This window comes from Bartonella kosoyi (assembly GCF_003606325.2).
Lineage (GTDB): Bacteria > Pseudomonadota > Alphaproteobacteria > Rhizobiales > Rhizobiaceae > Bartonella > Bartonella kosoyi.
On record NZ_CP031843.2, the window covers coordinates 915215 to 939944 of the forward strand.

General features: G+C 38.3%; 15 protein-coding genes. 9 read left to right on the forward strand and 6 right to left on the reverse strand.

Annotated elements, in window-relative coordinates:
- Window positions 1-145: 145 nt before the first annotated feature.
- Window positions 146-1903 (reverse strand): arginine--tRNA ligase, encoded by a 1758-nt coding sequence (gene argS / locus D1093_RS03995; protein ID WP_120100813.1) that lies wholly within the window; start codon window positions 1901-1903, stop codon window positions 146-148.
- Window positions 1904-1933: 30 nt separating this feature from the next.
- The gene (locus D1093_RS04000) at window positions 1934-3136 is read right to left on the reverse strand and encodes a deoxyguanosinetriphosphate triphosphohydrolase (RefSeq protein WP_120100815.1); all 1203 of its coding nucleotides are present in this window, start codon (window positions 3134-3136) and stop codon (window positions 1934-1936) included.
- 127 nt (window positions 3137-3263) lie between these two features.
- Here D1093_RS04000 and D1093_RS04005 point away from each other — a divergent pair, with 127 nt between their 5' ends.
- The 5 genes from D1093_RS04005 (at window position 3264) to glmS (ending at window position 8806) form a co-directional block, all read left to right on the forward strand.
- Window positions 3264-3587 (forward strand): HesB/IscA family protein, encoded by a 324-nt coding sequence (locus tag D1093_RS04005; protein WP_120100817.1) that lies wholly within the window; start codon window positions 3264-3266, stop codon window positions 3585-3587.
- A 40-nt stretch (window positions 3588-3627) separates the two neighbouring features.
- Window positions 3628-4611, forward strand: coding sequence for a carboxypeptidase regulatory-like domain-containing protein (locus tag D1093_RS04010; RefSeq protein ID WP_174767396.1), 984 nt, complete (start codon window positions 3628-3630; stop codon window positions 4609-4611).
- A 25-nt stretch (window positions 4612-4636) separates the two neighbouring features.
- Complete coding sequence (locus D1093_RS04015) at window positions 4637-5443, forward strand: cytochrome c biogenesis CcdA family protein (RefSeq protein ID WP_120100818.1); 807 nt, start codon at window positions 4637-4639, stop codon at window positions 5441-5443.
- Window positions 5444-5457: 14 nt separating this feature from the next.
- The gene (gene glmU / locus D1093_RS04020; protein WP_120100820.1) at window positions 5458-6807 is read left to right on the forward strand and encodes a bifunctional UDP-N-acetylglucosamine diphosphorylase/glucosamine-1-phosphate N-acetyltransferase GlmU; all 1350 of its coding nucleotides are present in this window, start codon (window positions 5458-5460) and stop codon (window positions 6805-6807) included.
- A 175-nt stretch (window positions 6808-6982) separates the two neighbouring features.
- Window positions 6983-8806: a glutamine--fructose-6-phosphate transaminase (isomerizing) gene (gene glmS / locus D1093_RS04025; protein WP_120100822.1), complete on the forward strand. Its 1824-nt coding sequence runs from the start codon at window positions 6983-6985 to the stop codon at window positions 8804-8806.
- A 401-nt stretch (window positions 8807-9207) separates the two neighbouring features.
- On the opposite strand, the gene recG is transcribed toward glmS, so the two are convergent.
- Window positions 9208-11316 (reverse strand): ATP-dependent DNA helicase RecG, encoded by a 2109-nt coding sequence (gene recG / locus D1093_RS04030; protein WP_120100824.1) that lies wholly within the window; start codon window positions 11314-11316, stop codon window positions 9208-9210.
- Window positions 11317-11652: 336 nt separating this feature from the next.
- Between recG and dnaE the strand changes: the two genes are divergently transcribed.
- Entirely contained in the window at window positions 11653-15141 is a 3489-nt protein-coding gene (gene dnaE / locus D1093_RS04035) for a DNA polymerase III subunit alpha (RefSeq protein WP_120102323.1), read from the forward strand.
- 179 nt (window positions 15142-15320) lie between these two features.
- Here dnaE and D1093_RS04040 read toward each other — a convergent pair whose 3' ends face one another.
- Both D1093_RS04040 and D1093_RS04045 read right to left on the reverse strand, forming a co-directional pair.
- Window positions 15321-16568 carry an FAD-binding protein gene (locus tag D1093_RS04040; RefSeq protein ID WP_120100825.1) on the reverse strand — a complete coding sequence of 416 codons (1248 nt, stop codon included), beginning with the start codon at window positions 16566-16568 and terminating at the stop codon, window positions 15321-15323.
- Window positions 16569-16614: 46 nt separating this feature from the next.
- Entirely contained in the window at window positions 16615-16863 is a 249-nt protein-coding gene (locus D1093_RS04045) for a zinc-finger domain-containing protein (protein ID WP_120100827.1), read from the reverse strand.
- Window positions 16864-17188: 325 nt separating this feature from the next.
- On the opposite strand from D1093_RS04045, the gene D1093_RS04050 reads away from it, so the two are divergent.
- Window positions 17189-19372 (forward strand): RNA degradosome polyphosphate kinase, encoded by a 2184-nt coding sequence (locus tag D1093_RS04050; RefSeq protein WP_120100828.1) that lies wholly within the window; start codon window positions 17189-17191, stop codon window positions 19370-19372.
- A gap of 6 nt (window positions 19373-19378) precedes the next feature.
- Window positions 19379-20896: an exopolyphosphatase gene (gene ppx / locus D1093_RS04055; RefSeq protein ID WP_120100830.1), complete on the forward strand. Its 1518-nt coding sequence runs from the start codon at window positions 19379-19381 to the stop codon at window positions 20894-20896.
- A 482-nt stretch (window positions 20897-21378) separates the two neighbouring features.
- Here the strand turns inward: ppx and rnd are convergent, their stop codons facing one another.
- Window positions 21379-22533 (reverse strand): ribonuclease D, encoded by a 1155-nt coding sequence (gene rnd / locus D1093_RS04060; RefSeq protein ID WP_120100831.1) that lies wholly within the window; start codon window positions 22531-22533, stop codon window positions 21379-21381.
- Between the two features lie 132 nt (window positions 22534-22665).
- Between rnd and aspS the strand changes: the two genes are divergently transcribed.
- The gene (gene aspS, locus D1093_RS04065; RefSeq protein WP_120100833.1) at window positions 22666-24459 is read left to right on the forward strand and encodes an aspartate--tRNA ligase; all 1794 of its coding nucleotides are present in this window, start codon (window positions 22666-22668) and stop codon (window positions 24457-24459) included.
- Window positions 24460-24730 lie beyond the last annotated feature (271 nt).

Below are 24730 nucleotides of genomic sequence, written 5' to 3' on the forward strand. Positions count from 1 at the left end.
TCTCACATAATGATTTGCACTGACGTGCAATCAATGGTTAATTTTGATTTATTATATTAAAATTATAAATTTTCCCCCTCTCATGCAAGGATACATGAAAAAGTTTACCAATAAAGTATCTATTGTATGTATTTATAGAACTTTTTCAACGCATTTCTATTGGGGCTTCGACTCCTATGATGCTAAGTCCTGATGATAAAATATTGATAACAGCTTGTATCAAGCCCAATCTTGCAAAGGATAACTCTTTATCATGAGGCTGAATAAAGCGTAAATTGAGACTTTCACTCCCTTTATTCCAATGGGTGTGAAAGCAGGAAGCAAGATCATAAAGATAAAACGCTAATCGATGGGGTTCTTTATGAACGATGGCTTGTTCAATGATACGCGGATATTCAGAAAGTTTGCGTATTAATAATATTTCATTGTCATCTGTTAGTCGATGAAGATGGGAGATCAATGTGTCCTTTGAAAAACTTTCAATACGAAGCACTTCTTGTGCTTGACGAAAGACTGAGTGGCACCGTGCATTTGCATATTGTACGTAAAAGATGGGGTTATCTTTTGATTGTTCTGTTACTTTTGCAAAATCAAAATCAAGAGGCGCTTCACATTTGCGGTATAGCATCATAAAACGCACTGGATCGCGACCAACTTCTTCGACAACGTCTCTTAGAGTGACAAATGATCCTGCTCTTTTTGACATGCGTACAGGTTGACCATTGCGAAAAAGTTTTACCAATTGACATAAGAAAACACTTAATTTGGCTTTATTCCCAGAAATTGCTTTTGCCATGGCTTCTAGCCGCTTTACATAGCCAGCATGGTCTGCTCCTAGAATATAAATCATTTCATCAAAATGACGATTAAATTTATCCCGAAAATAAGCAACATCAGCAGCAAAATAGGTGTAAGAACCATCAGATTTGATCAAAACACGGTCTTGGTCATCACCAACATTTGTTGAACGAAACAAAGTTTGCTCGCTTGGTTCCCAATCTTCTATATTTTGTCCTTTGGGAGGGGGGAGTTTTCCTTTGTAGATATAACCATTTAAAGTGAGGTCGTTAATGGTGTTACGAATAGCACGGGCATTATCTGCGTAAAGCATTCGCTCAGAGAAAAAGATATCATGATAAATATTAAGGGCAGCCAAATCTTCGCGAATCATGGACATCATGGCATGAATCGCTCGTTCTTTCACGATGGATAAGGCTTCATCTCTATCCATGGTGAGGAGTTGATCACTAAACTCTTGAGCTAGCGCTTGACCCAATGGTATCAAGTATTCTCCTGGATAGAGTCCCTCTGGAATTTCATTAATTTTTTGTCCAAGAGCTTCACGATAGCGTAACAGTACAGAGTGAGCGAGAACTTCGATTTGTTGACCTGCATCATTGATATAATATTCTTTCGTAATGTTATAGCCCGCAAATTGCAGCAAATTGGAGAGAACATCTCCAACAACGGCCCCGCGACAGTGTCCTACATGCATGGGGCCTGTCGGATTTGCTGAGACATATTCAACATTGATGCGTTTTCCTTGTCCCATTGGGATACGACCATAAGAAAGTCCTAGTTCAAGCATATATTTTATAGCATCTTGCCAAAATAATTTTGTAAGCTTGATGTTGATAAAACCAGGGCCGGCAACGTCAATATTTTCGATGGATATATCATTTTTAAGGAGTTCTATGATTTTATCTGCAAGTGCACGTGGACTGAGCCCAATAGATTTTGCAAGCACCATAGCAGCATTGGTTGATAAATGACCATGGGAGGAATCACGTGGGGGATCAACGGTGATTTTTGATAAATCTAGGTCCTCTCCATTTTTTCCTTTTATATCAGATAATTCAACTGATTTCTTAATTTTCTTTTCGAAGTTTTTAAAGATATTCATATTTAGCTTCCATGATGATGCTAAAAGCTATTAAACGAAATGATTTGTATGGTCAAATAAGCGTTGATATTCACGTAGAGCATAGTGATCAGTCATGCCTGAAAGAAAGTCCGCAATGAGACGTGCTAACTCTTGATTTTTTAAGTGCACTGCTTTTTGGCACCAACTTTCAGGCATTGTATCTGGATTTTCATAATAACAATTGAATAATTTTTGTACAATACATTTTGCTGCATTGCGACGGTTAAGAATTTGTTCATGGTAATAAAGATTTTCAAATAAAAAGTTTTTTAGTTCTTTTTCGTAAACAGTCATTGACGGTGAAAAGGTAACAATGGTTTGTTTTGCTTGATAAATATCGTTTATGCTGGTTGGTTTGATGCGTGCTAAGTTTTCGTGCGATTGTTTGATAACATCTTCAACCATGGTTGTTATTTGTCTTCGTACAAGTGTGTAACCGCGTCGTGCTTGGTCGAGGTGGGGATGCTCATCTGTTATCTCTTTTAAGATTGCTGCTGTTAGTGGAACATGTTCAAATTGATCGAGTGTTAAAAATTGCGACCGTAAACCATCATCAATATCATGGGCATTGTATGCAATATCATCTGCAATCGCAGCACATTGTGCTTCTAGTCCTGCAAAACAATCGAGTGCAAGATCTTGCTTTGCATTGTATTGTAAAATATCGCTAGGAACCTCTTTATTTTTCGCATAAGGACCTAAAAGGGGACCATTGTGCTTTACAAGTCCTTCAAGGGTTTCCCATGTAAGGTTCAGTCCATCAAAATTTGCATAGCGCTGTTCTAGTTTTGTAACAATGCGTAAGGCTTGTGCATTATGGTCAAAGCCACCATACTGCATCATGGCTTCATTAAGAGCCTCTTCTCCTGCATGGCCAAAGGGCGTGTGTCCAAAGTCATGAACAAGGGCAATGGCTTCGGTAAGATCTTCATCAAGATACAGGGCACGGGCTAATGTTCGTGCAATTTGAGAAACCTCTATTGAATGGGTGAGGCGGGTACGATAATGGTCGCTTTCATCAGCAATAAACACTTGCGTTTTATGTTTAAGACGTCGAAATGCATTAGAATGGATAATACGATCTCTATCTCGTTGAAAAGGTGTGCGTGCGGTGTTCATTTTTTCATGAAATAATCGACCACGGCTTGTTTGCGGATGAGCACTGTAGACGGCTCGAGATTGGTAATTGAAATTGATCGTGCCTATATCCATTGCAAGCTGTCCATTATCACCTTAAAATTGAGAGTGGTTTATGATGAATAAACTTCTCTTTTTATAATAATAGGATACATAATAATAGGATACTCTTTCTTGATGGCTTAATGCAAGGATATATAAAATGAATGTGAAAATTTCAGATGCTGCTGCTCAGCAAATTGTACAGATACTTTTGCGTGAACCCGATAAAATCGCATTACGTATTTCTGTTGAAGGCGGTGGGTGTTCTGGTTTTTCTTATAAATATGAATTGGTTTCTAAAATGTGTAAAGATGATCTCGTTCTCAAAAAAGATGGGGCAACTGTGCTTATCGATTCACTATCGCTTCCTTTCATGGAAGGCGCTGAGATTGATTTTGTTGATGATCTTATGGAGCAGTCTTTTCAAATCCATAATCCTAATGCTGTTTCATCATGTGGTTGTGGTGTAAGTTTTTCAATTTGAGGGTGGGGGCATTGCGATATTGTTTCTTGAAAAAAATATCATGTTGGTCAACAATATAAAAATGGCTAGTCTTATAAAAATAATGCACCGATGTGTGCGGTTATGCGTGGTGCTTACTTTGTTGATCTGGAGCCCCTGTGGTTTTTGTGAAGAAGCTGTAGATCAACAGCAGGGACAATCACGGAGTTTTATTCTAAAGTCCCAAGAGCAGCAAAAAGAGAGTTTAGCATCTCAGGCACAACTCGTTTTGAATGCTCGATTAACAAATAGCCGTCGAGATATTGAGAAAGGGCTTGTCTGGCGCCTTTATGCCCCTATTCTAGGAATTGATAATAAATTACCATTAGTGGCAACCTATAAGGGGGGGAGTGCGCGTTTTGATTTAGAGCCAGGAAGTTATCTTGTTCATGTCTCATTTGGTCATATGAGTGCTATGCGCCATATTCGTCTAGAAAATGGGCAGAGTCTTGTGAAAAACTTTTATCTTGAGGCAGGGGGTCTTATTTTAAATGCAACACTGCTCAATGGTGAAATCAATGAAAAGGAATTACGTTTTACGATCTATGAGGATGAAAAAGAAAATGATGATACGGGGATCATTTTATCAAATGTTAAACCTCAATCCGTTGTACGTTTAAAAGCAGGCCGCTATCATGTTGCTTCTCATTATGGTTCCATTAATGCGACGGCTCGTTCGGATATTCAAGTAGAGGCTGGTAAAATAACGGAAGTTACTCTTGAACATCAGGCTGCTCAAATTGTTTTAAAGCTGGTACGACAAGAAGGAGGAGAAGCACTTGCAGATACAAGTTGGTCTCTTGCCAATGATTCTGGCGATATTGTATATGAAACAGTTGGGGCTTATGTTTCACTCGTGTTAGCGGAGGGAGAGTATATTGCCATTGCTAAAAATAAAGATAAAATTTATCAAAAGGTTTTTTCTGTCGTTTCTGGTCATGATGAAGATATAAGTGTGGTTGCGAATGAACAAAATATGCAACGAATTGATGAAGATATGGATTGATCGTTGTTCATAGAACTAAACCGTGATGAAAGATGGGGTGTGCGTTTTGATTGAAATTTCAACAATTAGTGTGTTTTTTGCGGGGGCTCTGTCTTTTCTGTCACCCTGTGTTTTGCCATTAGTTCCCCCTTATTTATGCTATATGGCAGGGATTGGTATTGATGACTTTCGATCAGAAAAGCGTGATGAGAAAGTCTTTATACGATGGGCTTTATTGTCTTCTGTTATCGCTTTTGTTCTTGGATTTACCACTGTTTTTGTTGCTTTAGGTGCTAGTGCAAGTACAATTGGTAAATTCATCGGTTATTATCGTGATTGGTTTGCTCTTGCTGCTGGAATTATCATTATTATTTTTGGTTTAAATTTTTTAGGGCTTTTCAAGATTTCGTTTTTATTTCGTGAAGCGCGTTTTCAGACGGGTAAAACATCTTCTGGTCCTTTAGGGGCTTATGTTATTGGTTTAGCTTTTGCCTTTGGTTGGACCCCGTGTATTGGTCCCATTTTAGGACCTATTATAACGCTTGCTGGAACAAAAGAAACTGTGGGTGAGGGCGCTATTCTATTAGCAGTTTATGCGTTAGGTCTTGCTGTTCCTTTTGTATTGGCAGCTTTATTTTCGAGTCATTTTATGCGGTTTTTAGCAGCTTTTCGTATTCATTTAGGAAAAGTTGAAAAAATTATTGGTGTTTTTCTTATTCTTACAGGAATTTTATTTTTAACAGGCTCTATGCAGGATCTTTCATTTTGGCTTTTAGAGCATTATCCTTCATTGAGTTATGTTGAAGATATTCGATGGCATGATATTATGAACTTTTTTGGATTTTCTCGTTAGTCTGATGTATTTTTATGGTTAGAAGTTGTCTTTCTATTGTTCTTGCTGCAGGTGAAGGGACGCGTATGAAGTCGTCTCTGCCTAAGGTGCTTCATAAAATTGCTGGACTGCCTCTTATATGCCATGTTCTAAAACAAATAGAATTGGCAGGATCTTCACAATTGGCTGTTGTTGTGGGATTTGGTGCTCAAGAGGTTGCACATGTTGTTCAGTCATGTGTAAAAGATGTGATGATTTTTGAGCAAAAAGAGCGTTTAGGAACGGCGCATGCTGTTTTATCGGCTCGTTTAGCTTTGCAAAGGCGAGTGGATGATGTTTTCATTGTTTTTGGGGATACGCCTCTCATTCAGCAAGATTCATTGCAGCAAATGCGTGCACAGCTTGCTGATGGAGCAGATGTTGTTTTTGCAGGCTTTCATACCCAAGATCCAACAGGTTATGGGCGCCTTCTCGAGAAAAATGGTCAATTGATTGCAATTGTGGAAGAAAAAGACGCAAGCGACGAAGAAAAAAAGATTTCTTTTTGTAATGGGGGAATACTCGCTATGCGTGGAAAACATGCCCTTTCTCTTTTAGAGAAGGTTGATAATAATAATATGAAAAAAGAATACTACTTAACCGATGTTGCTTCTCTGGCAACACGCGAGGGGTTGGATGTGCGTGTTGTTGAAGTTCCTTTTGAAAATATCGCAGGAATTAACAACGGTTTTGAGCTATCGAGGGCTGATTCTTTGTGGCAAAAACGTAAAGCGCGCGATTTAATGTTATCGGGTGTTACACTCTTAAAACCAGAAACAGTCTATTTTTCTCATGATACAGAAATTGAACCAGGTGTGGTGATAGAACCAAATGTTTATTTTGGATTAGGCGTGAAAGTACACTCTGGTGCTGTTATTCGTGCATTTAGTTATCTCGAAGGTGCTGTGGTGGGTCAAGATGCGCAGATTGGTCCCTATGCACGTTTGCGTCCTGGAACAGAGTTGGCAAAATCCGTAAAGGTTGGAAATTTTTGTGAAGTCAAGCAAGCTAAGGTAGGAGAATCTTCTAAAATAAATCATTTAAGTTATATTGGTGATGCCGAAATTGGTGCACATACCAATATTGGAGCCGGTACGATTACGTGTAATTATGATGGATTTAACAAATATAAGACCACGATTGGTGATCATGCTTTTGTTGGGTCTAATACGGCGCTTGTTTCCCCATTGGTGATCGGGGATGGCTCTTATGTTGCTTCAGGAAGCGTTATTACTGAAAATGTTCCTATGAATAGTATGGCTTTTGGGCGAGCTCGACAGGTTATAAAAGAAGGCTATGCAACAAAATTTCGGGCACGCTTGTTAGAAAAAAAACAGAAAAAATGATCATTTTCAATCTATTCCTTTGTTTTGTACTGATCCAACGATGGAGAGGAGGTTAATTCTTAAAGATTGCCGTACTCCATGTTTGAATTATTTTATTATTTATCGTTTTAAATAAAGGCTGTTAGATTGTTTTATGATATTTAAATCTTAAAGATATGTGGGTTGGAGCTTTTTAATGTGTGGAATTATTGGAATTCTTGGAAAGAGGTGTGTTACATCCTCTTTGGTTGAAGGATTAAAGCGTCTTGAATATAGGGGGTATGATTCATCTGGGGTGGCAACAGTTTATAATGGGCATCTTTATCGTGTACGTGCTGAGGGGAAGCTTGTTCATTTAGAAGAAAAATTAAAAAAAACTCCTCTGGAAGGAAATTTAGGGATTGGACATACACGTTGGGCGACACATGGCGTTGCTGTTGAGCGCAATGCGCATCCTCATGTAACTGAAAAGCTTGCGGTTGTGCATAATGGTATTATTGAAAATTTTGTAGAATTGCAAAAAGAACTCATCGAAGATGGTTATATCTTTGAGACAGAGACGGATACAGAAGTTATTGCACATTTAATAACGCGTGCATTAAAAAGTGGTCTTTCTCCGCAAGAAGCTATGCGTAATAGTTGGAAAAGATTGCAGGGGGCTTTTGCACTTGCTCTTATTTTTGAAGGTGAAGATAACCTTATGATTGCGGCTCGCTCTGGTCCACCGTTGGCAATTGGTTACGGAAAAGATGAATTTTTTGTGGGGTCAGATGCTATTGCTTTGGCCCCATTCGTTGATCATATTAGCTACTTGGAAGATGGGGATTGGGCTGTTCTCACACGGGAAGGCGTCACAATTTATGATGGAGACAATCAGCCGGTAAAACGTTCTGTGACAACCTTACTTGAAGAAGTATTATTGATTTCTAAGGGAAATCATCGTCATTTTATGCACAAGGAAATGTTTGAACAAGCTGAAGTTATTTCTCATAATTTGGCGCATTATCTTGATCTTGGCAATTATACCGTTCGATCTTTTGAGAATTTGATTGATTGGAAAAATATTCATCGTCTCTTTTTTGCGAGTTGTGGAACGGCTTATTATTCAACCTTAGTTGCGCGCTATTGGTTTGAGAAATATGCCGCTTTGAGCGTTGATAATGATGTTGCGTCTGAGTTTCGTTATCGTGAACCCCCTATAACCTCTGATGTATTATCCCTGTTTGTTTCTCAATCTGGTGAAACAGCTGATACATTGGCTTCTTTGCGTTATTGTCGTGAGCGGGGTGTAAAAACAGCAACAATTGTGAATGTTGAGCAATCAACAATGGCAAGAGAGGCTGATTTTATTTTTCCAACACTTGCTGGACCGGAAATTGGTGTTGCTTCAACAAAAGCCTTTACCTGTCAATTGGCAACACTTGCTTCACTCGCACTTAGTGCTGCTAAACAACGAGGTTATCTCACGGTTCAAATGGAACAGCAATTGGTTCAACAGTTGGCAGAAGTTCCCCGTATTTTAAATGAAGTCTTAAAATTAGAAGGTAAAATTGAATTTCTTTGTCGTGATTTGGTGAATGCAAAAAGTGTTCTTTATCTGGGACGTGGAACTTCTTATCCGATTGCTTTGGAGGGAGCTCTTAAATTGAAAGAGCTTTCTTATATTCATGCTGAAGGTTATGCGGCGGGCGAATTGAAGCATGGACCAATTGCACTGGTGGATGAGACAATTCCCGTTATTGTTGTGGCTCCTTATGATCGGTGGTTTGAAAAAACTTTGTCTAATATGCAAGAAGTAGGAGCGCGCAATGGTCGTATTATTTTGATAACCGATAAAAAAGGCGCAGAAGCAGCTTGTCTTAAGACTTTATCAACGATTACTTTGCCCGTTGTTCCAGAATTTATTACTCCTATTATTTATGCGCTTCCCATTCAGTTAATCGCTTATCATACGGCTGTTTTATTAGGAACAGATGTTGATCAACCGCGTAATTTAGCAAAATCAGTCACTGTTGAATAAAAAGAGATTGTATATTTCTGAATTTTTCGAAAATAATCAAGTGTAACAAATTGATTTATAATGATAGTTTAGTTTTCTATTTTTCTCTGTTGCATGAGAATATCGAAGACAGGATTTTTCATTCCAACTCCTTGATGACAGGATAAAAATATTTTCTTACCTATCAAAAAATGGATCAGTTGTGTGAATATAAGAGTAACAAGAACGCAAAATGCTTCTCCTCTTTTAATGTAAGCGTAATCCAGATTGGGAGAGAGGATGCTACTGTTGGTTTGTTTATACTTTCATGAAGCATAATAGAGTAGGGATTGCGTTAGATCATTTATGGGTGATATCAAGAAAGAATAGCCTATTTGCATAGGAGAAGTATTTTTATTTTTTATCAAACATTTTTTCTAGAATTATCCTGCTCGTAAGAGGCGTGCAGCGTCGTCGTGTCCGAAAAGATAAAGAAGCAACCGTAAAGCTTGTCCTTGCTCAGAAGAAAGATAAGGATCGCGTTGTAAAAATAAGCGTGCATCCTTTCTTGCTATTGACAAAAGATCACTGTGAACAGCAAGATTTGCTATATGAAATTCAGGGACGCCAGACTGTTTTGTGCCCAAAAGTTCTCCTTCGCCTCGCAAGCGCCAATCTTCTTCGGCAATTTCAAAACCGTCTTCTGTATTACGGATAATATTTAGGCGTTTTGCTGCTGTTTTGGTGAGTGGATCTTTATAGAGCAAAATGCAGGAAGATTTTTTATCACCTCGTCCTACACGTCCACGCAATTGGTGTAATTGTGAAAGACCAAAATGTTCTGCATGTTCGATGATAATAATTGAAGCGTCTGGGATATCCACGCCGACTTCAATGACGGTCGTTGCAACTAAAATACGTGTATTTCCGCATTTAAAAGATGCCATAGCAGCTTCTTTTTCTGCTGTAGACATTTTGCCATGAATCATCCCAACGCGAGCTCCAAAGCGTTCATGAAGAAACGCAAAACGATTTTCAATTGAAGTAAGATCAAGAGCTGTCGATTCCTCCACTAAAGGACAAATCCAATAGAGTTTTTCTCCTTTTTCGAGTGCAATTGCAATTCGCTCTATAAGCTCATGCATACGTTTCAAAGAAAGCATTGCTGTTGTAATTGGTTGTCGTCCCATTGGTTTTTCTGTAATTTTGGATACATCCATGTCACCAAAAGCTGTTAAGACAAGTGTGCGGGGAATGGGTGTGGCGGTCATAACCAGCATATCCGGTTTATTGCCTTTTTCTGTAAGGGCAATACGTTGGTGCACACCAAAACGGTGTTGTTCATCGATAATGGTTAAAGCGAGATTGTTATAAGTAACACTGTCTTGTATGAGTGCATGGGTCCCAATGACGATAGAAACTTGGCCTGATAAAATATCATTCAGAATATTTGTCCGCAATTTTCCTTTTTCTCGTCCTGTTAAAAGCGTTGTTTGTAAGCCTATCTTTTCGGCAAGAGGAGTGATGGTGGCAAAATGTTGCCGAGCAAGCACTTCTGTGGGGGCCATTAAAGCTGATTGTCCTGAATTTTCAGCAATTTGTGCCATTGCCATTAGTGCCACGACTGTTTTTCCCGCGCCTACATCGCCTTGGAGCAGTCTTAGCATCGGTTCTGGTGAAGCAAGATCATTGGCGATATCCTCTACCGCTTTTATCTGTCCCTTTGTGAGCTGAAAGGGGAGAATATTAAGCAATTTTTTCGTATAAGTTTCCGTTGATGGTCGAGGAGTCCCAACAAGAGATTTTGTTTTTAAACGAACAAGACCTAGCGCCAATTGACAAGCGAGCAGTTCATCATAGGCAAGACGTTTACGTGCTGTACTTTCTAAGGATAGATCATCGGGGTTAATGGGGGCATGGATACGGCGTAAAGCAACAGAAAAGGAAGAAAAATTTTGTTGCTTTTTAATATTTTCATCTATCCATTCTGGGAGGAGAGGAATAAAATCGAGAGCGTTTTGTATAGCACGTCTTAACGTCTTTGAAGCGAGTCCGGCGGTAGAAGGATAAACAGGTTCGATGAGAGGAATCTGATTTGATTGTTCACTCGGGATAATATAGTCGGGATGCGCCATTGAAAGTTGCCCGTTAAACCATTCAACTTTTCCTGATACAATGACTTTTTTTCCCTCAGAGAGTTGTTTTTTGAGCCAAAGAGGCTGTGCATGAAAAAAAACTAAATTTATTTTTCCTGTTTGATCATGGGCAATAACACGATAGGGAATTTTCTTATGACCACGAGGGGGTGGTTGATGTTGATCGATGACAATTTCCAGCGTAACAGTCTCTCCTTCTTTTGCGTAAGCAATGCTGGGGCGCATTCTGCGGTCTATAACGGAATGGGGCATTAATTGAAGAAGATCCATAAGGGTTGCTTCACGTTGTGTAGGATTAATATTTAAAAGTTTCGTCAGCAAGCTATAGATCTTAGGTGTAATACCAGAAAGGGTCCGAATAGAATTAAAAAGAGGGGTAAGAAGACTTGGAGGCATGAGGAAATTTAACCTGCTCTTTTTGTTTTTTCTAGACCTTTATGGAGAGCTTTTTGGGGATAAAGTCATAAGGAGGAAATTGTTTTATTAACACATTGTGTTTTAGGAAGAAAAATGAGTACTTAAAGAGAAATACAATCTAGAGAATGCAAATTAGGCATTTTTTTGCTGTGAATAGAGGCCTTTTCTTGATGGAACTCTCTTATAAAGATCAATAAAATTGAGATATTTTCCTATGTGGAATGATAAATTTATAGTTTTAAGGTTATGCTAGCCTGGAATTTTTGCTCTAAGGGGTTCTGTTTAGCATTTAGTTTGTAGTGGGAAATTGTGAGAGTGGTCAAAGATAAAAATAAACTGCAAGAGGATAAAAATTCTCTTCCTCGCTTTATTCATTTGAGGGTGCATTCAGCTTATTCCTTGCTTGAAGGGGCTTTAAAAATTCCCCAAATTATTCAACAGGCGATTTCAGATCAGGCACCAGCGATTGCTATTACCGATACCAATAATTTATTTGGTGCTTTGGAATTTTCGCAGTATTGCCTTTCTCATGGGGTTCAACCCATTATTGGTTGTCAGCTTGCCATTGATTTTTGTGATAAAAATGATCATTCACGTTTGGTTAAAGGACGTCATGCTTCTGATTTCTGTTCTATTATTCTGTTTGCTGCTAGCGAAACCGGTTATGCTCATTTGGTTCGTCTTGTAAGCCGTGCTTATCTTGATAAATGTGATACTGATCCTCCTCATATTAAAGCTGATTGGTTATCAGAACACGGTGAAGGCATAATCGCTTTAACGGGTGGAAAGGGAGGACCTATTAATCTTGCCTTGTCAGAAGAAAAAAAAGAACGCGCTGTTGAGCGCTTAATTTATTTAAAAAAAATTTTTTCTGATCGTCTTTATGTAGAATTACAACGGCATGGCTCTTATGACCGTGGGGTAGAAGCAGAACTTATTGAATTGGCTTATGTGCATGAAGTTCCTCTTGTTGCAACGAATGAAGCCTTTTTTCTGAAGAGAGAAGGGTATGAAGCGCATGATGCGTTAATGGCTGTTTCAGAAGGACAAATCGTCTCTAATCCAGATCGAAAAAGGGTGACGCCAGATCATTACTTGAAGTCACAAGATGAAATGGTTGCATTGTTTTCTGATCTTCCAGAAGCTTTAGAAAATAGTGTTGAAATTGCATTGCGTTGTCATATTGCCACGCCTCTTCGAAAACCGATATTGCCTCGTTTTATAGAACAATCTGCTCATTCAGAAAATACTTTAGAAGCAGAAGATAGTGAATTGTTAAATCAAGCTAAAGCTGGTTTGAAGATGCGGCTTAAAACAATTGGATTGGCTGAAGGGTATACGATTGCAGATTATGAGCAGCGGCTTGATTATGAGATTTCAGTTATTACGCGTATGCAATTTTCTGGATATTTTCTTATCGTTTCAGATTTCATAAAATGGGCGAAGATTCATGATATTCCTGTTGGTCCAGGGCGGGGATCTGGTGCTGGTTCACTTGTTGCTTATGCATTGACGATTACTGATGTTGATCCATTGCGTTTTTCTCTTCTTTTTGAACGTTTTCTCAATCCAGATCGTGTTTCGATGCCAGATTTTGATATCGACTTTTGTCAAGAGCGGCGTGAAGAAGTTATTCAATATGTTCAAAAAAAATATGGACGTGATCAAGTTGCTCAAATTATTACCTTTGGTAAGTTACAAGCCCGTGCGGTTTTGCGTGATGTAGGGCGTGTTTTAGAAGTTCCTTATCGTCAGGTGGATTATCTTACAAAATTAATTCCTGCCACGCCAGGAAATCAGGTAGAATTAGCGGATGCTATTAGAGATGAAGTCAAATTTGAAGAGGAAAAGAAAAAAGATCCCGTCGTTGGACGCGCATTAGATATAGCCCTTCAGTTGGAGGGACTTTATCGTCACGCTTCAACGCATGCCGCTGGGATTGTTATTGGAGATCGGCCGCTGTGGGAGCTTGTCCCGATGTATCGGGATCCTCGTTCTGATATGCCTGTTACACAATTTAACATGAAATATGTTGAACAGGCCGGGTTGGTAAAATTTGATTTTCTTGGATTAAAAACGCTTACTGTTTTGAAAATGGCCGTTGATTTTGTTGCTAGACAAGAGGACAAAATAGATTTGTCAAATATTCCTCTGAATGATGAAGCAACCTACGCTATGATGGCACGTGGTGAAACGGTTGGCGTGTTTCAGGTGGAAAGTTCTGGTATGCGCAAGGCGCTGATTGGAATGAAACCAGACCGTATTGAAGATATTATTGCACTGGTTGCGCTTTATCGTCCCGGTCCAATGGAGAATATTCCAACCTATAATGCACGCAAACACGGGGAAGAGGAAATAGCTTCTATTCATCCTAAAATAGATCATCTGATTAAAGAAACACAAGGTGTTATAGTCTATCAAGAACAGGTAATGCAGATTGCTCAGGTGCTGGCTGGTTATTCGCTTGGAGAAGCTGATTTATTACGTCGTGCTATGGGGAAAAAAATTCATGCAGAAATGCAAAAACAACGTACACGCTTTGTCAATGGAGCCGTTGCTGGTGGTGTTGATAAAGAGCAAGCGGATATTATTTTTGATCTTTTAGCAAAATTTGCCGATTATGGTTTTAATAAATCACACGCTGCTGCTTATGCAATTGTTTCTTATCAAACAGCTTATATGAAAGCTAATTATCCCGTTGAGTTTTTAGCTGCTTCAATGACGCATGATATGACAAATACCGATAAGCTCAATGATTTTCGGCGTGAGGCATTAAGGCTGGGTATTGAAGTTATTGCACCTTCTATACAAACATCTCATCGTGTTTTTGAGGTTGGTGAGAACTGTATTTATTATTCTCTTGCTGCTATTAAAGGGGTGGGAGAAACAGTTGTCGATCATATCGTCGCTTGTCGGGGGAATAAGATTTTTAAGGACCTGGAAGATTTTTGTGCACGTGTTGATCTTCGTATTGTTAATAAGCGTGCGATGGAAAGTTTAGTTTGTGCTGGCGCTTTTGATTGTTTTAATATTGCACGTGAGATTTTATTAGCAAATCTTGGAACGCTTCATGCGCGGGCACTTCGTATTCTCGATAACAATTCTAGCGGACAGTTTGATATATTTGGAATGGAAGGTGGATTAAAAGAGCCATTGATTTTATCTCAAACAACTCCTTGGTTGCCGGCTGAGAAACTTTATCGAGAATTTCAGGCTATAGGTTTTTACTTTTCTGCTCATCCATTGGATGAGTATCAAACTATTCTTGCCAAAAAACGTGTTCAGACTTGGAGTCATTTTGCTAATGCCGTTAAAGGGGGGGCAACGGCTGCACGGCTTGCTGGAACCGTTGTGGCAAAAAATGTGCGCAAAACAAAATCTGGTAAAAAAATGGGAATTATTCATTTTTCTGATACAAGTGGACAGTATGAGGCTATTCTCTTTTCTGAGGCTCTTTCGGATTATGAGGAAATGCTAGAACCTGGAAAATCTTTTATTATTACGGTGAGCGCAGAAAATCGCTCTGAAGGGGCTAGTTTGCGAATTGAGACAATTCAGTCTTTGGAAAATGAAGCACTACAGCAGCATAAAATGATGCGTCTTTTTATAAAAACAGTTGATATGCTTCCACAAATTGAACAAAATTTAAATCTTGGGGGAAATGGAGAGGTCGGACTTATTTTAATTCAAGAGGGTGGCTTGCGAGAAGTCGAAATTGCACTTCCTAAGCGATATAAGGTCAATTCACATGTAGCAAATGCTATGAAATTAATTCAGGGTGTTGTCGATGTCGAATTGAGTTAAAAAAAAGTTTAAAGATGAGGAGCTATTGGAGAAGATTTTTGCTTTTGGAAAAGTTAAAAGTTGCGTTTTGAAAATCAGATAAGTGATTTCGAAAAATCTTGTTTTTATTTGAGTAAACTGCGATGAACTTTTGTCAAAAAATCTCGTTTCTTGATAATATTCAAAGTACTGGAAGAATTTTATAAATTTTTATCACGATTTTTTATTGAATTTATTGCATCATACCTATAAAGCCAATGGAGGCTTGACATAATGCTCTCTGGTGTACGAATTTTCATCATGAAATTACGGGCGATTGCTATGGGACCTGTTGCATGATAGGCTAATCTGTTGAAATTCGTGCGTTTTTTTACTTTTTCAAGACGGGGTGTGCGTGTTTTTTCATAAAGTGAAAGAGCTTTGGTTAATGAAAGATCTTTCAATGAAAGTGCTTCTGCTAACGTGGCAGCATCTTCGATTGCCATAGCGGCACCTTGCGCTGCAAAAGGTAAAGCTGCATGTGCACAATCACCAACGAATACTTGTCTCTCTAAGCCTAGAAAACGATTTTGTTTCATGTGAAAGAGCGGCCAATATCTCCATTCATCAATATGATCAAAGATTTGTAAGATTTTTGAATTCCAATCCTTAAAAAGAGATTTAAGTTTTTCTTTATCTCCTTTATGTGCCCATCCTTCTCTTGAATTTTCTCCATGCGTAATAGCGACAAAGTTAAAAATTTTTTCTGACGACTGAAGGGGATAGACAACAAGATGATTGTTTGGTCCCATCCATGCTGTGATTGTTTTCATATTGTGCAATGAAGAACGAAAGCTTTGAGGAAGATTATCACATGTTGTTGTTGCACGCCAAGCAATAAAGCCACTAAAACTTGCTTTTTCATAAAAAGGAGATTGTTGCCGTAATGTTGACCAAACGCCATCACATCCGATCAGGAGGGGCGTTGAATAAAGTTGTTTTGTTGCTGTATCTGTTTTTGTTGTCGTTATTTTAATGTTGGTTGCGGAGTGGGTAGAAGATATGATTGTTTCGCCTGCTTTGTATTGAATCAGAGGGTTTTCAATCACTGCATTATATAAAATTTTTTGTAAAGCTGCACGATGAATGGTCATATAAGGGGCTTTCCAATATTTTTCTGTTAGATTGATAAGATGAGCATGTAGACGTGTTTTTAAAGATATGCCATCTTTTAACTCAAGAAAATCTGGGATTATTGCGACTTCAGTGAGTTTGTTAAGAAGTTTCCAGTGAGCAAGAATAGATGTTGCATTTGGAGTGAGTTGAATACCAGCACCTATCGTTTCAAGTTGCTTACATTTTTCGATAATGGTGCTTGCAATTCCTTTATGAGCGAGCGCTAAAGCGGTGCTTAAACCCGCAATTCCACCTCCAACGATGATGGGTGATTGCTCCACAAATGGTTTCATATTAAATAAGCAGAACTAAAAGAGTGGTAGAAAGCCCGATAACGCATTACACTCGCTCTTCTGGATGATATAAACATCCTGTTGGATTTGTTTGATCGTAGGAGAGTGAGGGAACATAACGATAAAGGGTTGAGCAATAAGGGCAGATTTTCTCATCAGCTGCTCCCATATCGATAAAGATATGAGGATGATCGAATGGTTGTGTTGCGCCTACGCACATAAATTCTTTCACACCAATTTCGATTGTTTTATATCCAAGATCATTTTGAAAATGGGGAATGTTATGATCAGCCATGGTGTATAAACTCCAGAATAAATTGTCTCATCCACTATGATGAGGCTCTTCCATTTTACAAGCATGAGTTTGTAATAATGCTTATAATAATGCAAGATGCTTTTTAAGACAAAATGCTCTTCTATTATGCTATATAGAATGATCGGCATGTGTTTAGCACTTTGCATATGAAACTTTTTTCTAAGTATTTTTAAATATTAAATGGAAACATAATAATAAAAATGAGACATTGATGTATTATGAGGATGATAACATATTATAGAATGTTATGTGAGGTATTTCGTCAAGGATTTTAGAAAATATAAAAGAAGATTAATGAGCGTATATGGAACAGAGGGTGGCAGATAAAATTTCTCTATCGGATATAACAATGAAAAATCCGGTGCGGTTTATTAATCGAGAGTTTTCATGGTTACAATTTAATAATCGTGTTTTGATGGAAGCGGCTAATTCTAAACATCCTTTATTAGAACGGTTACAATTTCTTTCGATTTCAGCAACAAATCTTGATGAGTTTTTTATGGTTCGTGTTGCTGGTCTTGTGGCTCAAATTCGTGCTCATGTTACAGCGTGCAGTGCAGATGGGTATACTCCACAAGAACAACTTGATGTTGTGCTCGCTGAGATTTCACAGTTGCAGGCTCATCAACTACGGGAATTGAATGTTTTACGTGGCGAATTAAAAAAGAATGATATTGAAATTATTTGTTCTAATGATCTTTCAGATATTGAAAAATCGTGGCTTGAAAAATATTTTCTTGATACAATTTTTCCTGTTCTCAAACCTTTGCCTGTTGACCTTACACATCCTTTTCCTTTTATTCCTAATTTAGGGCTTTATCTTGCGTTTCAATTGTCTGAAGAGGCGGGGCAACACGTATGTACAGTGTTATTACCCATTTCAATTCTTTTAAGGCGTTTTATTCTTCTTCCTCAAGAAGAGGGGCATCATTTTCGTTTTATTGCATCTGAAGATGTTATTTACCTTTTTATTAAATATCTCTTTCCTCGCTATGAGATTAATGAAATTGGTACATTTAGAGTGATTCGGGACAGCGATATTGAAGTAGAAGAAGAAGCTGAGGATCTTGTTCATTTTTTTGAAAAGGCGCTTAAAAGGCGGCGGCGTGGGCAGGTTATTCGCGTTGAATTTGATGCAAAAATGCCAGAGAATTTACGCCAATTTATAGCGAATTGCCTTGCTGTTCCTGATAATTGTATTCATGTTCTTGATGGGCTTTTGGCACTTAATATGGTCTCAGAAATTGTTTCTATTCCCCGTAATGATCTCAAATTTATTCCTTATATTCCTCGTGTTCCGGAATCCCTTCGTAAATATAATGGGGATTGTTTTGCGGCTATTCGTGAAAATGATATTGTGATTCATCACCCTTATGAAACGTTTGATGCTGTTGTCCAATTTTTACGTCAAGCTGCCCACGATCCTGATGTTGTAGAAATTAAACAAACACTTTATCGTACATCAAATGATAGCCCAATTGTTAACGCTTTGATTGAAGCTGCTAAACGGGGAAAGTCTGTAACGGCTTTGGTAGAACTTAAAGCACGTTTTGATGAGGAAGCAAATATTCGTTGGGCACGGGATCTTGAATGTGCTGGTGTTCAAGTTATTTTTGGTTTTATTACCTTAAAAACACATGCCAAGATGTCTTTGGTTGTAAGACGTGAGGGGAAACGTCTTTGTTCTTATGTTCATCTTGGAACAGGAAATTATCATCCCATTAACGCTAAAACTTATACGGATCTTTCTTTTTTTTCCACGGATGATGATATCGCTCATGATGTTGTGTTATTGTTCAATTATATTGTGCAATATGAGCGTCCACACGAAACAATGAAGATTGCTTTTTCGCCCTTAACATTACGTGGTCGTATTCTTCAACATATTGAAGGAGAAATTGCTCATGCACAACAAGGAAAGCTTGCTGCTATTTGGATGAAAGTAAATGCATTAGTTGATCCTGAAATTATTGATGCTTTATATCGTGCTAGTCAAGCAGGGGTACAGATTGATTTGGTTGTGCGGGGGATATGTTGTTTACGTCCTCGTATTCCAGGAATTTCGGATAATATTCGTGTAAAATCAATCGTAGGGCGTTTTCTTGAACATAGTCGCATTTTTTGTTTTGGAAATGGTCAGGATTTGCCTAACGAAAATGCACTTGTTTATTTAGGCTCTGCTGATATGATGCCTCGTAATCTAGACTACCGTATTGAAATATTGGTTCCAATTTTTAATAAAATGGTGCGGCGGCAGATTCTTTTACAAATTATGCTGGCTAATCTCATTGATAATCAACAAAGCTTTGATATACTGGAAGATGGAACATCGAAACGTATCACACCGCAGAAAGGTGAAAGTCCGTTTAATGCGCAGGAGTATTTTATGGTCAATACAGGTTTTGCGGGGAAAAATGATTCTTTTGAATCTTCTATTCCGCGCTTGGTTGCGTTGCATCGCCAACAAGCTAAAATACATAAAGACTGAAATCCAATGACACATAGAGATGCTCAAGGTCGGCTAAAAGGGCGTAAGCCTGTTGCTGTTATTGACATTGGATCAAATTCTGTTCGGTTGGTTATTTATGAAGGGCTTGTTCGCTCCCCAACGGTTTTGTTTAATGAAAAGATTCTTTGTGGTCTTGGTCATGGTGTTGCAAAAACGGGGTTTTTAGAAGAAAAAGCGGTGAAAATGGCGTTGCAAACGCTCAAACGATTTCGAACATTGTGTCAACAGATTGGGGCAGATGAGGTCTATACTTTAGCAACGGCAGCAGCACGAGATGCAAGAAATGGTGTCGCGTTTATTCAAAATGCTGAAGAGATTTTACAAAATAAAATATATCTGCTTTCAGGAAGTGAAGAAGCAATGTATTCCGCCTATGGGGTTGTTTCTACTTTTTATCAACCAAAGGGGCTTTCTGGAGATCTCGGGGGTGGAAGTCTGGAACTTATTGATATTGATCATTCTGATGTTGGTGAAGGGATTACGCTTCCATTGGGTGGTTTACGACTACAGTATATGTCAAATAATGATAGTGCTGTTGCTGCAAAAATTGTACATGAGCAATTTTATAAATCTTCTGTTGTGCGTACGCGTAAAGGTATGGCACGTTATTTTTATGCCGTAGGGGGAACATGGCGTAATTTGGCAAAACTCCATATGGCAATGAAACACTATCGTCTCCCTGTTATGCATGGCTATGAAGTTGATGCTATGGAAATGGAGAAATTTTTACGTCTTGTAGCAGGCGGCAATATTGATAATATGAGAGGGATTGCGGCGGTTTCACAGAATCGTCGGAAACTTTTATCGTATGGGGCAATTGTCCTTATTGAACTCATTCAGTCTATGGAGTTTGAAAAGATCATTTTTTCTGGTGCTGGTGTTCGTGAAGGTTTTCTTTATTCACGCTTGACGCAGGCGATACAACTTTCAGACCCTCTCATTGCGGCGTGCACAGAAATGGCTGTTTTACGGGCACGTTCTCCCAAACAAGCAGAAGAGCTTATTGATTTTACGACGAATGCCTTTGACGTTTTTGGAATTTCAGAAACTGAAAATGAATGCCGTTATCGTCAAGCGGCTTGTCTTCTTGCAGATATTGGTTGGCGTATACATCCAGATTATCGAGGCAATGAAGCAGCCAATCAGATAGCATTAGGATCTTATCCAGGAATTTCTCATGAGGGGCGCCTTTATGCAGCGCTTGCGGTTTTTTTTCGCAATACAAGTGTATTGGTTGATAAAGAATCTCTTCCCATTTTTCAATTAGCAACGCCAAATATCATTGAGAAAGCACGTATTCTTGGTGAAATCATGCGTATTGCTCATCTGTTTAGCGCTTCTGTTGCAGGGATTTTACCTCATTTATTGTGGCTTAAAAAAACAGATCATATCGTTTTGCAGATCCCCCAAAATTACGCTGGATTATTGGGAGAACGTCCTCTTGGACGATTAAAGAAGTTATCGAAAATAATAAAGAAACCTCTTGCTTTTGAAATTTCTTGATTTTTCCTGCTCATTTATTCGCGTTTCAGATCTTAAAAGATTAGGTGTTTTAGTTTCTATGCTCGTTCATTTTTAATGATTGGATTGCAATTTCGATAAGGATTTTTTTATTATAATAGGGTGATATAATACATCATCTTTCAGTGCTTTTCTATTATGCTAAGGCGCTTTCATTATAAGATTTTTTTAAAAAAACTTTTATAAGAAGCTATCTATTTTTTAAATTTATCAGCCGCAGACTTTATTTATCCTATTTGCCTTGTTCTATAGCCATACCAATTGATATAGTAGTGTAATGGATTTTTAAAAATGAAAATGTTTTAAATTTACTCAGAGGTTCTTTTACATTATTTCAAATAAAATTGATGTAATAAGATGCCGTTGCAAAATTTTTCTCTTTTAATTTTCTACTCATTTTGACATAAAATAAATTTCTTTTTAGAAGATCTTATGGAAATCTCAGAATATGTGAGAAATGTAAATTAAAGCTGTTTTGTGCTTATCTTCCCATCGTTAAAGTAAAATCCTATCTGTCCCTTTAGTAGTTGTTCAGCTTTTTGACCAAATATTTCATAGCGCCAACCATTCATAGCGGGGATATTTTTCTTTATTCCTCCATTGGCGATTTTTTCTAAATCATTAGATGTTGCAATAATTTTAGGGGCAATACTGTTTTCGTTTGCAACAAGTTTTAGTAATACTTTGAGTAGATCGATAGCAGCGGCTGTTGTATCGTTGAGTGGGTTATGTTTAGGAATAGGGGGTAAAGTAGAAAGATCGACCTCTAAGCCTTCGTGGACAGCTTTGATTAATGATGGCGCAATTGAGCGTTTATCCCAATTTTTATTAAGACTGCGCAACCGTTTTAACGCAGATTCATCTTTTGGTTGTTGGATTGCTATTTCTATAAGACATTCATCTTTCATGAGATGGCGACGTGGCATATTGTATTTTCGTGCTTCACGTTCACGCCAAGCAGCTATTTTTTGTAATACCGCAAGTTCACGCGGTTTTTTAACTTTTCCTTTCACTTTTTTCCATGCTTCATCTTCCGGCATATCATAGGTTTTAGGATTTAAGAGGATGGTGACTTCATCATCCATCCAATGAGTCCGTTGATTTTTTTCTAACCTTTTTTTCAAGAGGAGGTAAACATCCCTTAAATAGGTTACATCGGCAAGGGCGTAGAGCAGTTGTTTTTCAGACAAGGGGCGACAACTCCAATCTGTAAAGCGAGAGGATTTATCAAGATGATGCCCCGTGCAGTGTTGTACAATTTGATCATAGGAGATCGAATCACCAAATCCGCAAATTGATCCTGCTATTTGTGTGTCGAAGAGAGGGGAAGGAATAACGCCTCCAAGATAATAAATTGTTTCAATATCTTGGCGGGCAGAGTGAAAAACTTTGACAATTTTTTTATCGATCATAAGATCAAAAAATGCTTGTAAATCAATATCTGGTGCTATGGGATCAATCAGAACTGTAACGTCTGGTGATGCGAGTTGGATTAAACACAGTTGAGGCCAAAAAGTTGTTTCGCGGATAAACTCAGTATCGACTGTTACAAAATCAGAGTTACGTAAAGCGTTCAGTGCAATTTCAAGATCTGTTGTTTGTGTAATAAGATTCATCATTCTATTATAATTCGATATATTAAATTTGTCTTTTATTGACTTTATTTTCGCGTTTTTATTCTCATATCTTGACAAATGGTACTTAAAAAGCGTTTGTAGCGCATGTGAATATTATAATCAAAGGCAAAAAACATGCACCGTTATCGCAGTCATCATTGCGCGGCTCTTCGTAAATGTGATGTAGGAACAAAAGTTCGTCTTTCGGGATGGGTTCATCGTGTTCGTGATCATGGAGGAATTCTTTTTGTGGACTTGCGTGATCATTTTGGAATCACACAAATTGTTGCGGACCCTGCTTCGCCGGCTTTTAAAGTTATTGAAAAAGTGCGTTCTGAATGGGTTATTCGTGTGGATGGGGAGGTATGTGCTCGTTCTGATGAGGTTATTAATGCAACGCTTCCAACAGGTGAGATTGAAATTTTTGTACAAGAGGTAGAAATTCTTTCAAAATCTGAAGAGCTTCCTTTACCGGTTTTTGGTGAGCCTGATTATCCAGAAGATATTCGATTAAAATATCGTTTTCTTGATTTGCGTCGGGAGACTATGCACAAAAATATCATGCGTCGGACTGAAATTATTGCGGCTATGAGATGGGCTATGCAAAATAATGGTTTTACGGAATTTTCAACGCCGCTTTTAACAGCCTCATCGCCGGAAGGTGCACGTGATTTTTTGGTTCCAAGTCGTGTTCATCAGGGAAAATTTTATGCATTACCGCAAGCACCACAGCAATATAAACAGTTGTTGATGATGTCAGGCTTTGATCGTTATTTTCAAATTGCGCCATGTTTTAGAGATGAAGATCCACGCGCCGACCGTCTTCCTGGTGAATTTTATCAATTAGATGTTGAAATGAGTTTTGTTGAGCAGGAAGATGTTTTAGCAACTATGGAACCCATTATGCGTTCTATTTTTGAAGAATTTTCTAATGGAAAAACTGTGACACAAAACTTTCCTCGCATTTCTTATGATGAAGCAATACAGAAATACGGTTCTGATAAACCTGATCTGCGTAATCCGATCATTATGGAAGATGTTTCTCAGCATTTTTATAACTCTGGTTTCAAAGTTTTTGCTCAAATTTTAGCGGATGATGAGAATGCACAAGTGTGGGCTATTCCGGCTAAAACGGGTGGGAGTCGTGCTTTTTGTGATCGTATGAATGTATGGGCACAAGGTGAGGGGCAACCGGGGCTTGGTTATATTTTCTGGCGCAAAGAAGAAGAAAAATTTGAAGGAGCAGGGCCTATCGCCAAAAATATTGGTGAACAGCGAACTGAAGCGCTTCGTATACAACTTGGACTTGAAAATGGTGATGCTTGTTTTTTTGTGGCTGGAGATCCAAAAAAATTTGCATCTTTTGCTGGAGCAGCCCGTACTCGCGTAGGAGAGGAATTAGACCTTGTCGATAGAGAGTGTTTTTCTTTAGCGTGGATTGTTGATTTTCCATTTTTTGAATGGAATGAAGATGAGAAAAAGATTGATTTTGCACATAATCCTTTTTCCATGCCTCAAGGGGAAGAAAATGCTCTTGAGTGTCAAGATCCTCTTACGCTTAAGGCTTTTCAATATGATCTTGTTTGTAATGGTTATGAGATTGCATCGGGTGGAATTCGTAATCACTTACCAGAAATGATGCTTAAAGTTTTTGAACTTGTAGGGCTTTCTAAGGAAGTTGTGAAAGATCGTTTTGGTGCTCTTTATCGTGCATTCCATTATGGGGCTCCACCCCATGGTGGTATGGCCGCGGGAATTGACCGTATCATTATGCTGTTGCAAGGTGTTAAAAATTTACGTGAAGTTGCTTTATTTCCTATGAATCAACAGGCTCTTGATCTTTTGATGAATGCCCCGTCTGATGTTTCTTCTACACAATTACGGGATTTAGGAATCCGCATGGCTCCTACGCACAAAAATAGTTCATAAAGTGATTTATAGATTGTTGTCGTTTCTTTCTCGATAGTGTGAAGTTTTTGATGCCTCTCAAGAGCATATGTGTTGTTTATCAACTTAGAGAGGTGAAGAATACTATTGTATTAATCCTTCCAGAGGCATTGTTTATAAAAAATATCTCTCAATGTAGTCTATCTCGTGTTATGACCCTCACTCATGAAGGATATAACTTAAAACCTCATAAGTGCTATGAAAAACCATTGCCATCTTTATTGAATAAAGAGTAAGCCGTCATTTTCCTTTC

What these genes read in the sequence shown, in the direction of transcription:
- argS (WP_120100813.1), bottom strand. Translation starts at nt 1,903, where the DNA reads ATGAATATCTTTAAAAACTTCGAAAAGAAAATTAAGAAATCAGTTGAA.
- D1093_RS04000 (WP_120100815.1), bottom strand. Translation starts at nt 3,136, where the DNA reads ATGGATATAGGCACGATCAATTTCAATTACCAATCTCGAGCCGTCTAC.
- D1093_RS04005 (WP_120100817.1), top strand. Translation starts at nt 3,264, where the DNA reads ATGAATGTGAAAATTTCAGATGCTGCTGCTCAGCAAATTGTACAGATA.
- D1093_RS04010 (WP_174767396.1), top strand. Translation starts at nt 3,628, where the DNA reads ATGTTGGTCAACAATATAAAAATGGCTAGTCTTATAAAAATAATGCAC.
- D1093_RS04015 (WP_120100818.1), top strand. Translation starts at nt 4,637, where the DNA reads ATGAAAGATGGGGTGTGCGTTTTGATTGAAATTTCAACAATTAGTGTG.
- glmU (WP_120100820.1), top strand. Translation starts at nt 5,458, where the DNA reads ATGGTTAGAAGTTGTCTTTCTATTGTTCTTGCTGCAGGTGAAGGGACG.
- glmS (WP_120100822.1), top strand. Translation starts at nt 6,983, where the DNA reads ATGTGTGGAATTATTGGAATTCTTGGAAAGAGGTGTGTTACATCCTCT.
- recG (WP_120100824.1), bottom strand. Translation starts at nt 11,316, where the DNA reads ATGCCTCCAAGTCTTCTTACCCCTCTTTTTAATTCTATTCGGACCCTT.
- D1093_RS04040 (WP_120100825.1), bottom strand. Translation starts at nt 16,568, where the DNA reads ATGAAACCATTTGTGGAGCAATCACCCATCATCGTTGGAGGTGGAATT.
- D1093_RS04045 (WP_120100827.1), bottom strand. Translation starts at nt 16,863, where the DNA reads ATGGCTGATCATAACATTCCCCATTTTCAAAATGATCTTGGATATAAA.
- D1093_RS04050 (WP_120100828.1), top strand. Translation starts at nt 17,189, where the DNA reads ATGGAACAGAGGGTGGCAGATAAAATTTCTCTATCGGATATAACAATG.
- ppx (WP_120100830.1), top strand. Translation starts at nt 19,379, where the DNA reads ATGACACATAGAGATGCTCAAGGTCGGCTAAAAGGGCGTAAGCCTGTT.
- rnd (WP_120100831.1), bottom strand. Translation starts at nt 22,533, where the DNA reads ATGATGAATCTTATTACACAAACAACAGATCTTGAAATTGCACTGAAC.
- aspS (WP_120100833.1), top strand. Translation starts at nt 22,666, where the DNA reads ATGCACCGTTATCGCAGTCATCATTGCGCGGCTCTTCGTAAATGTGAT.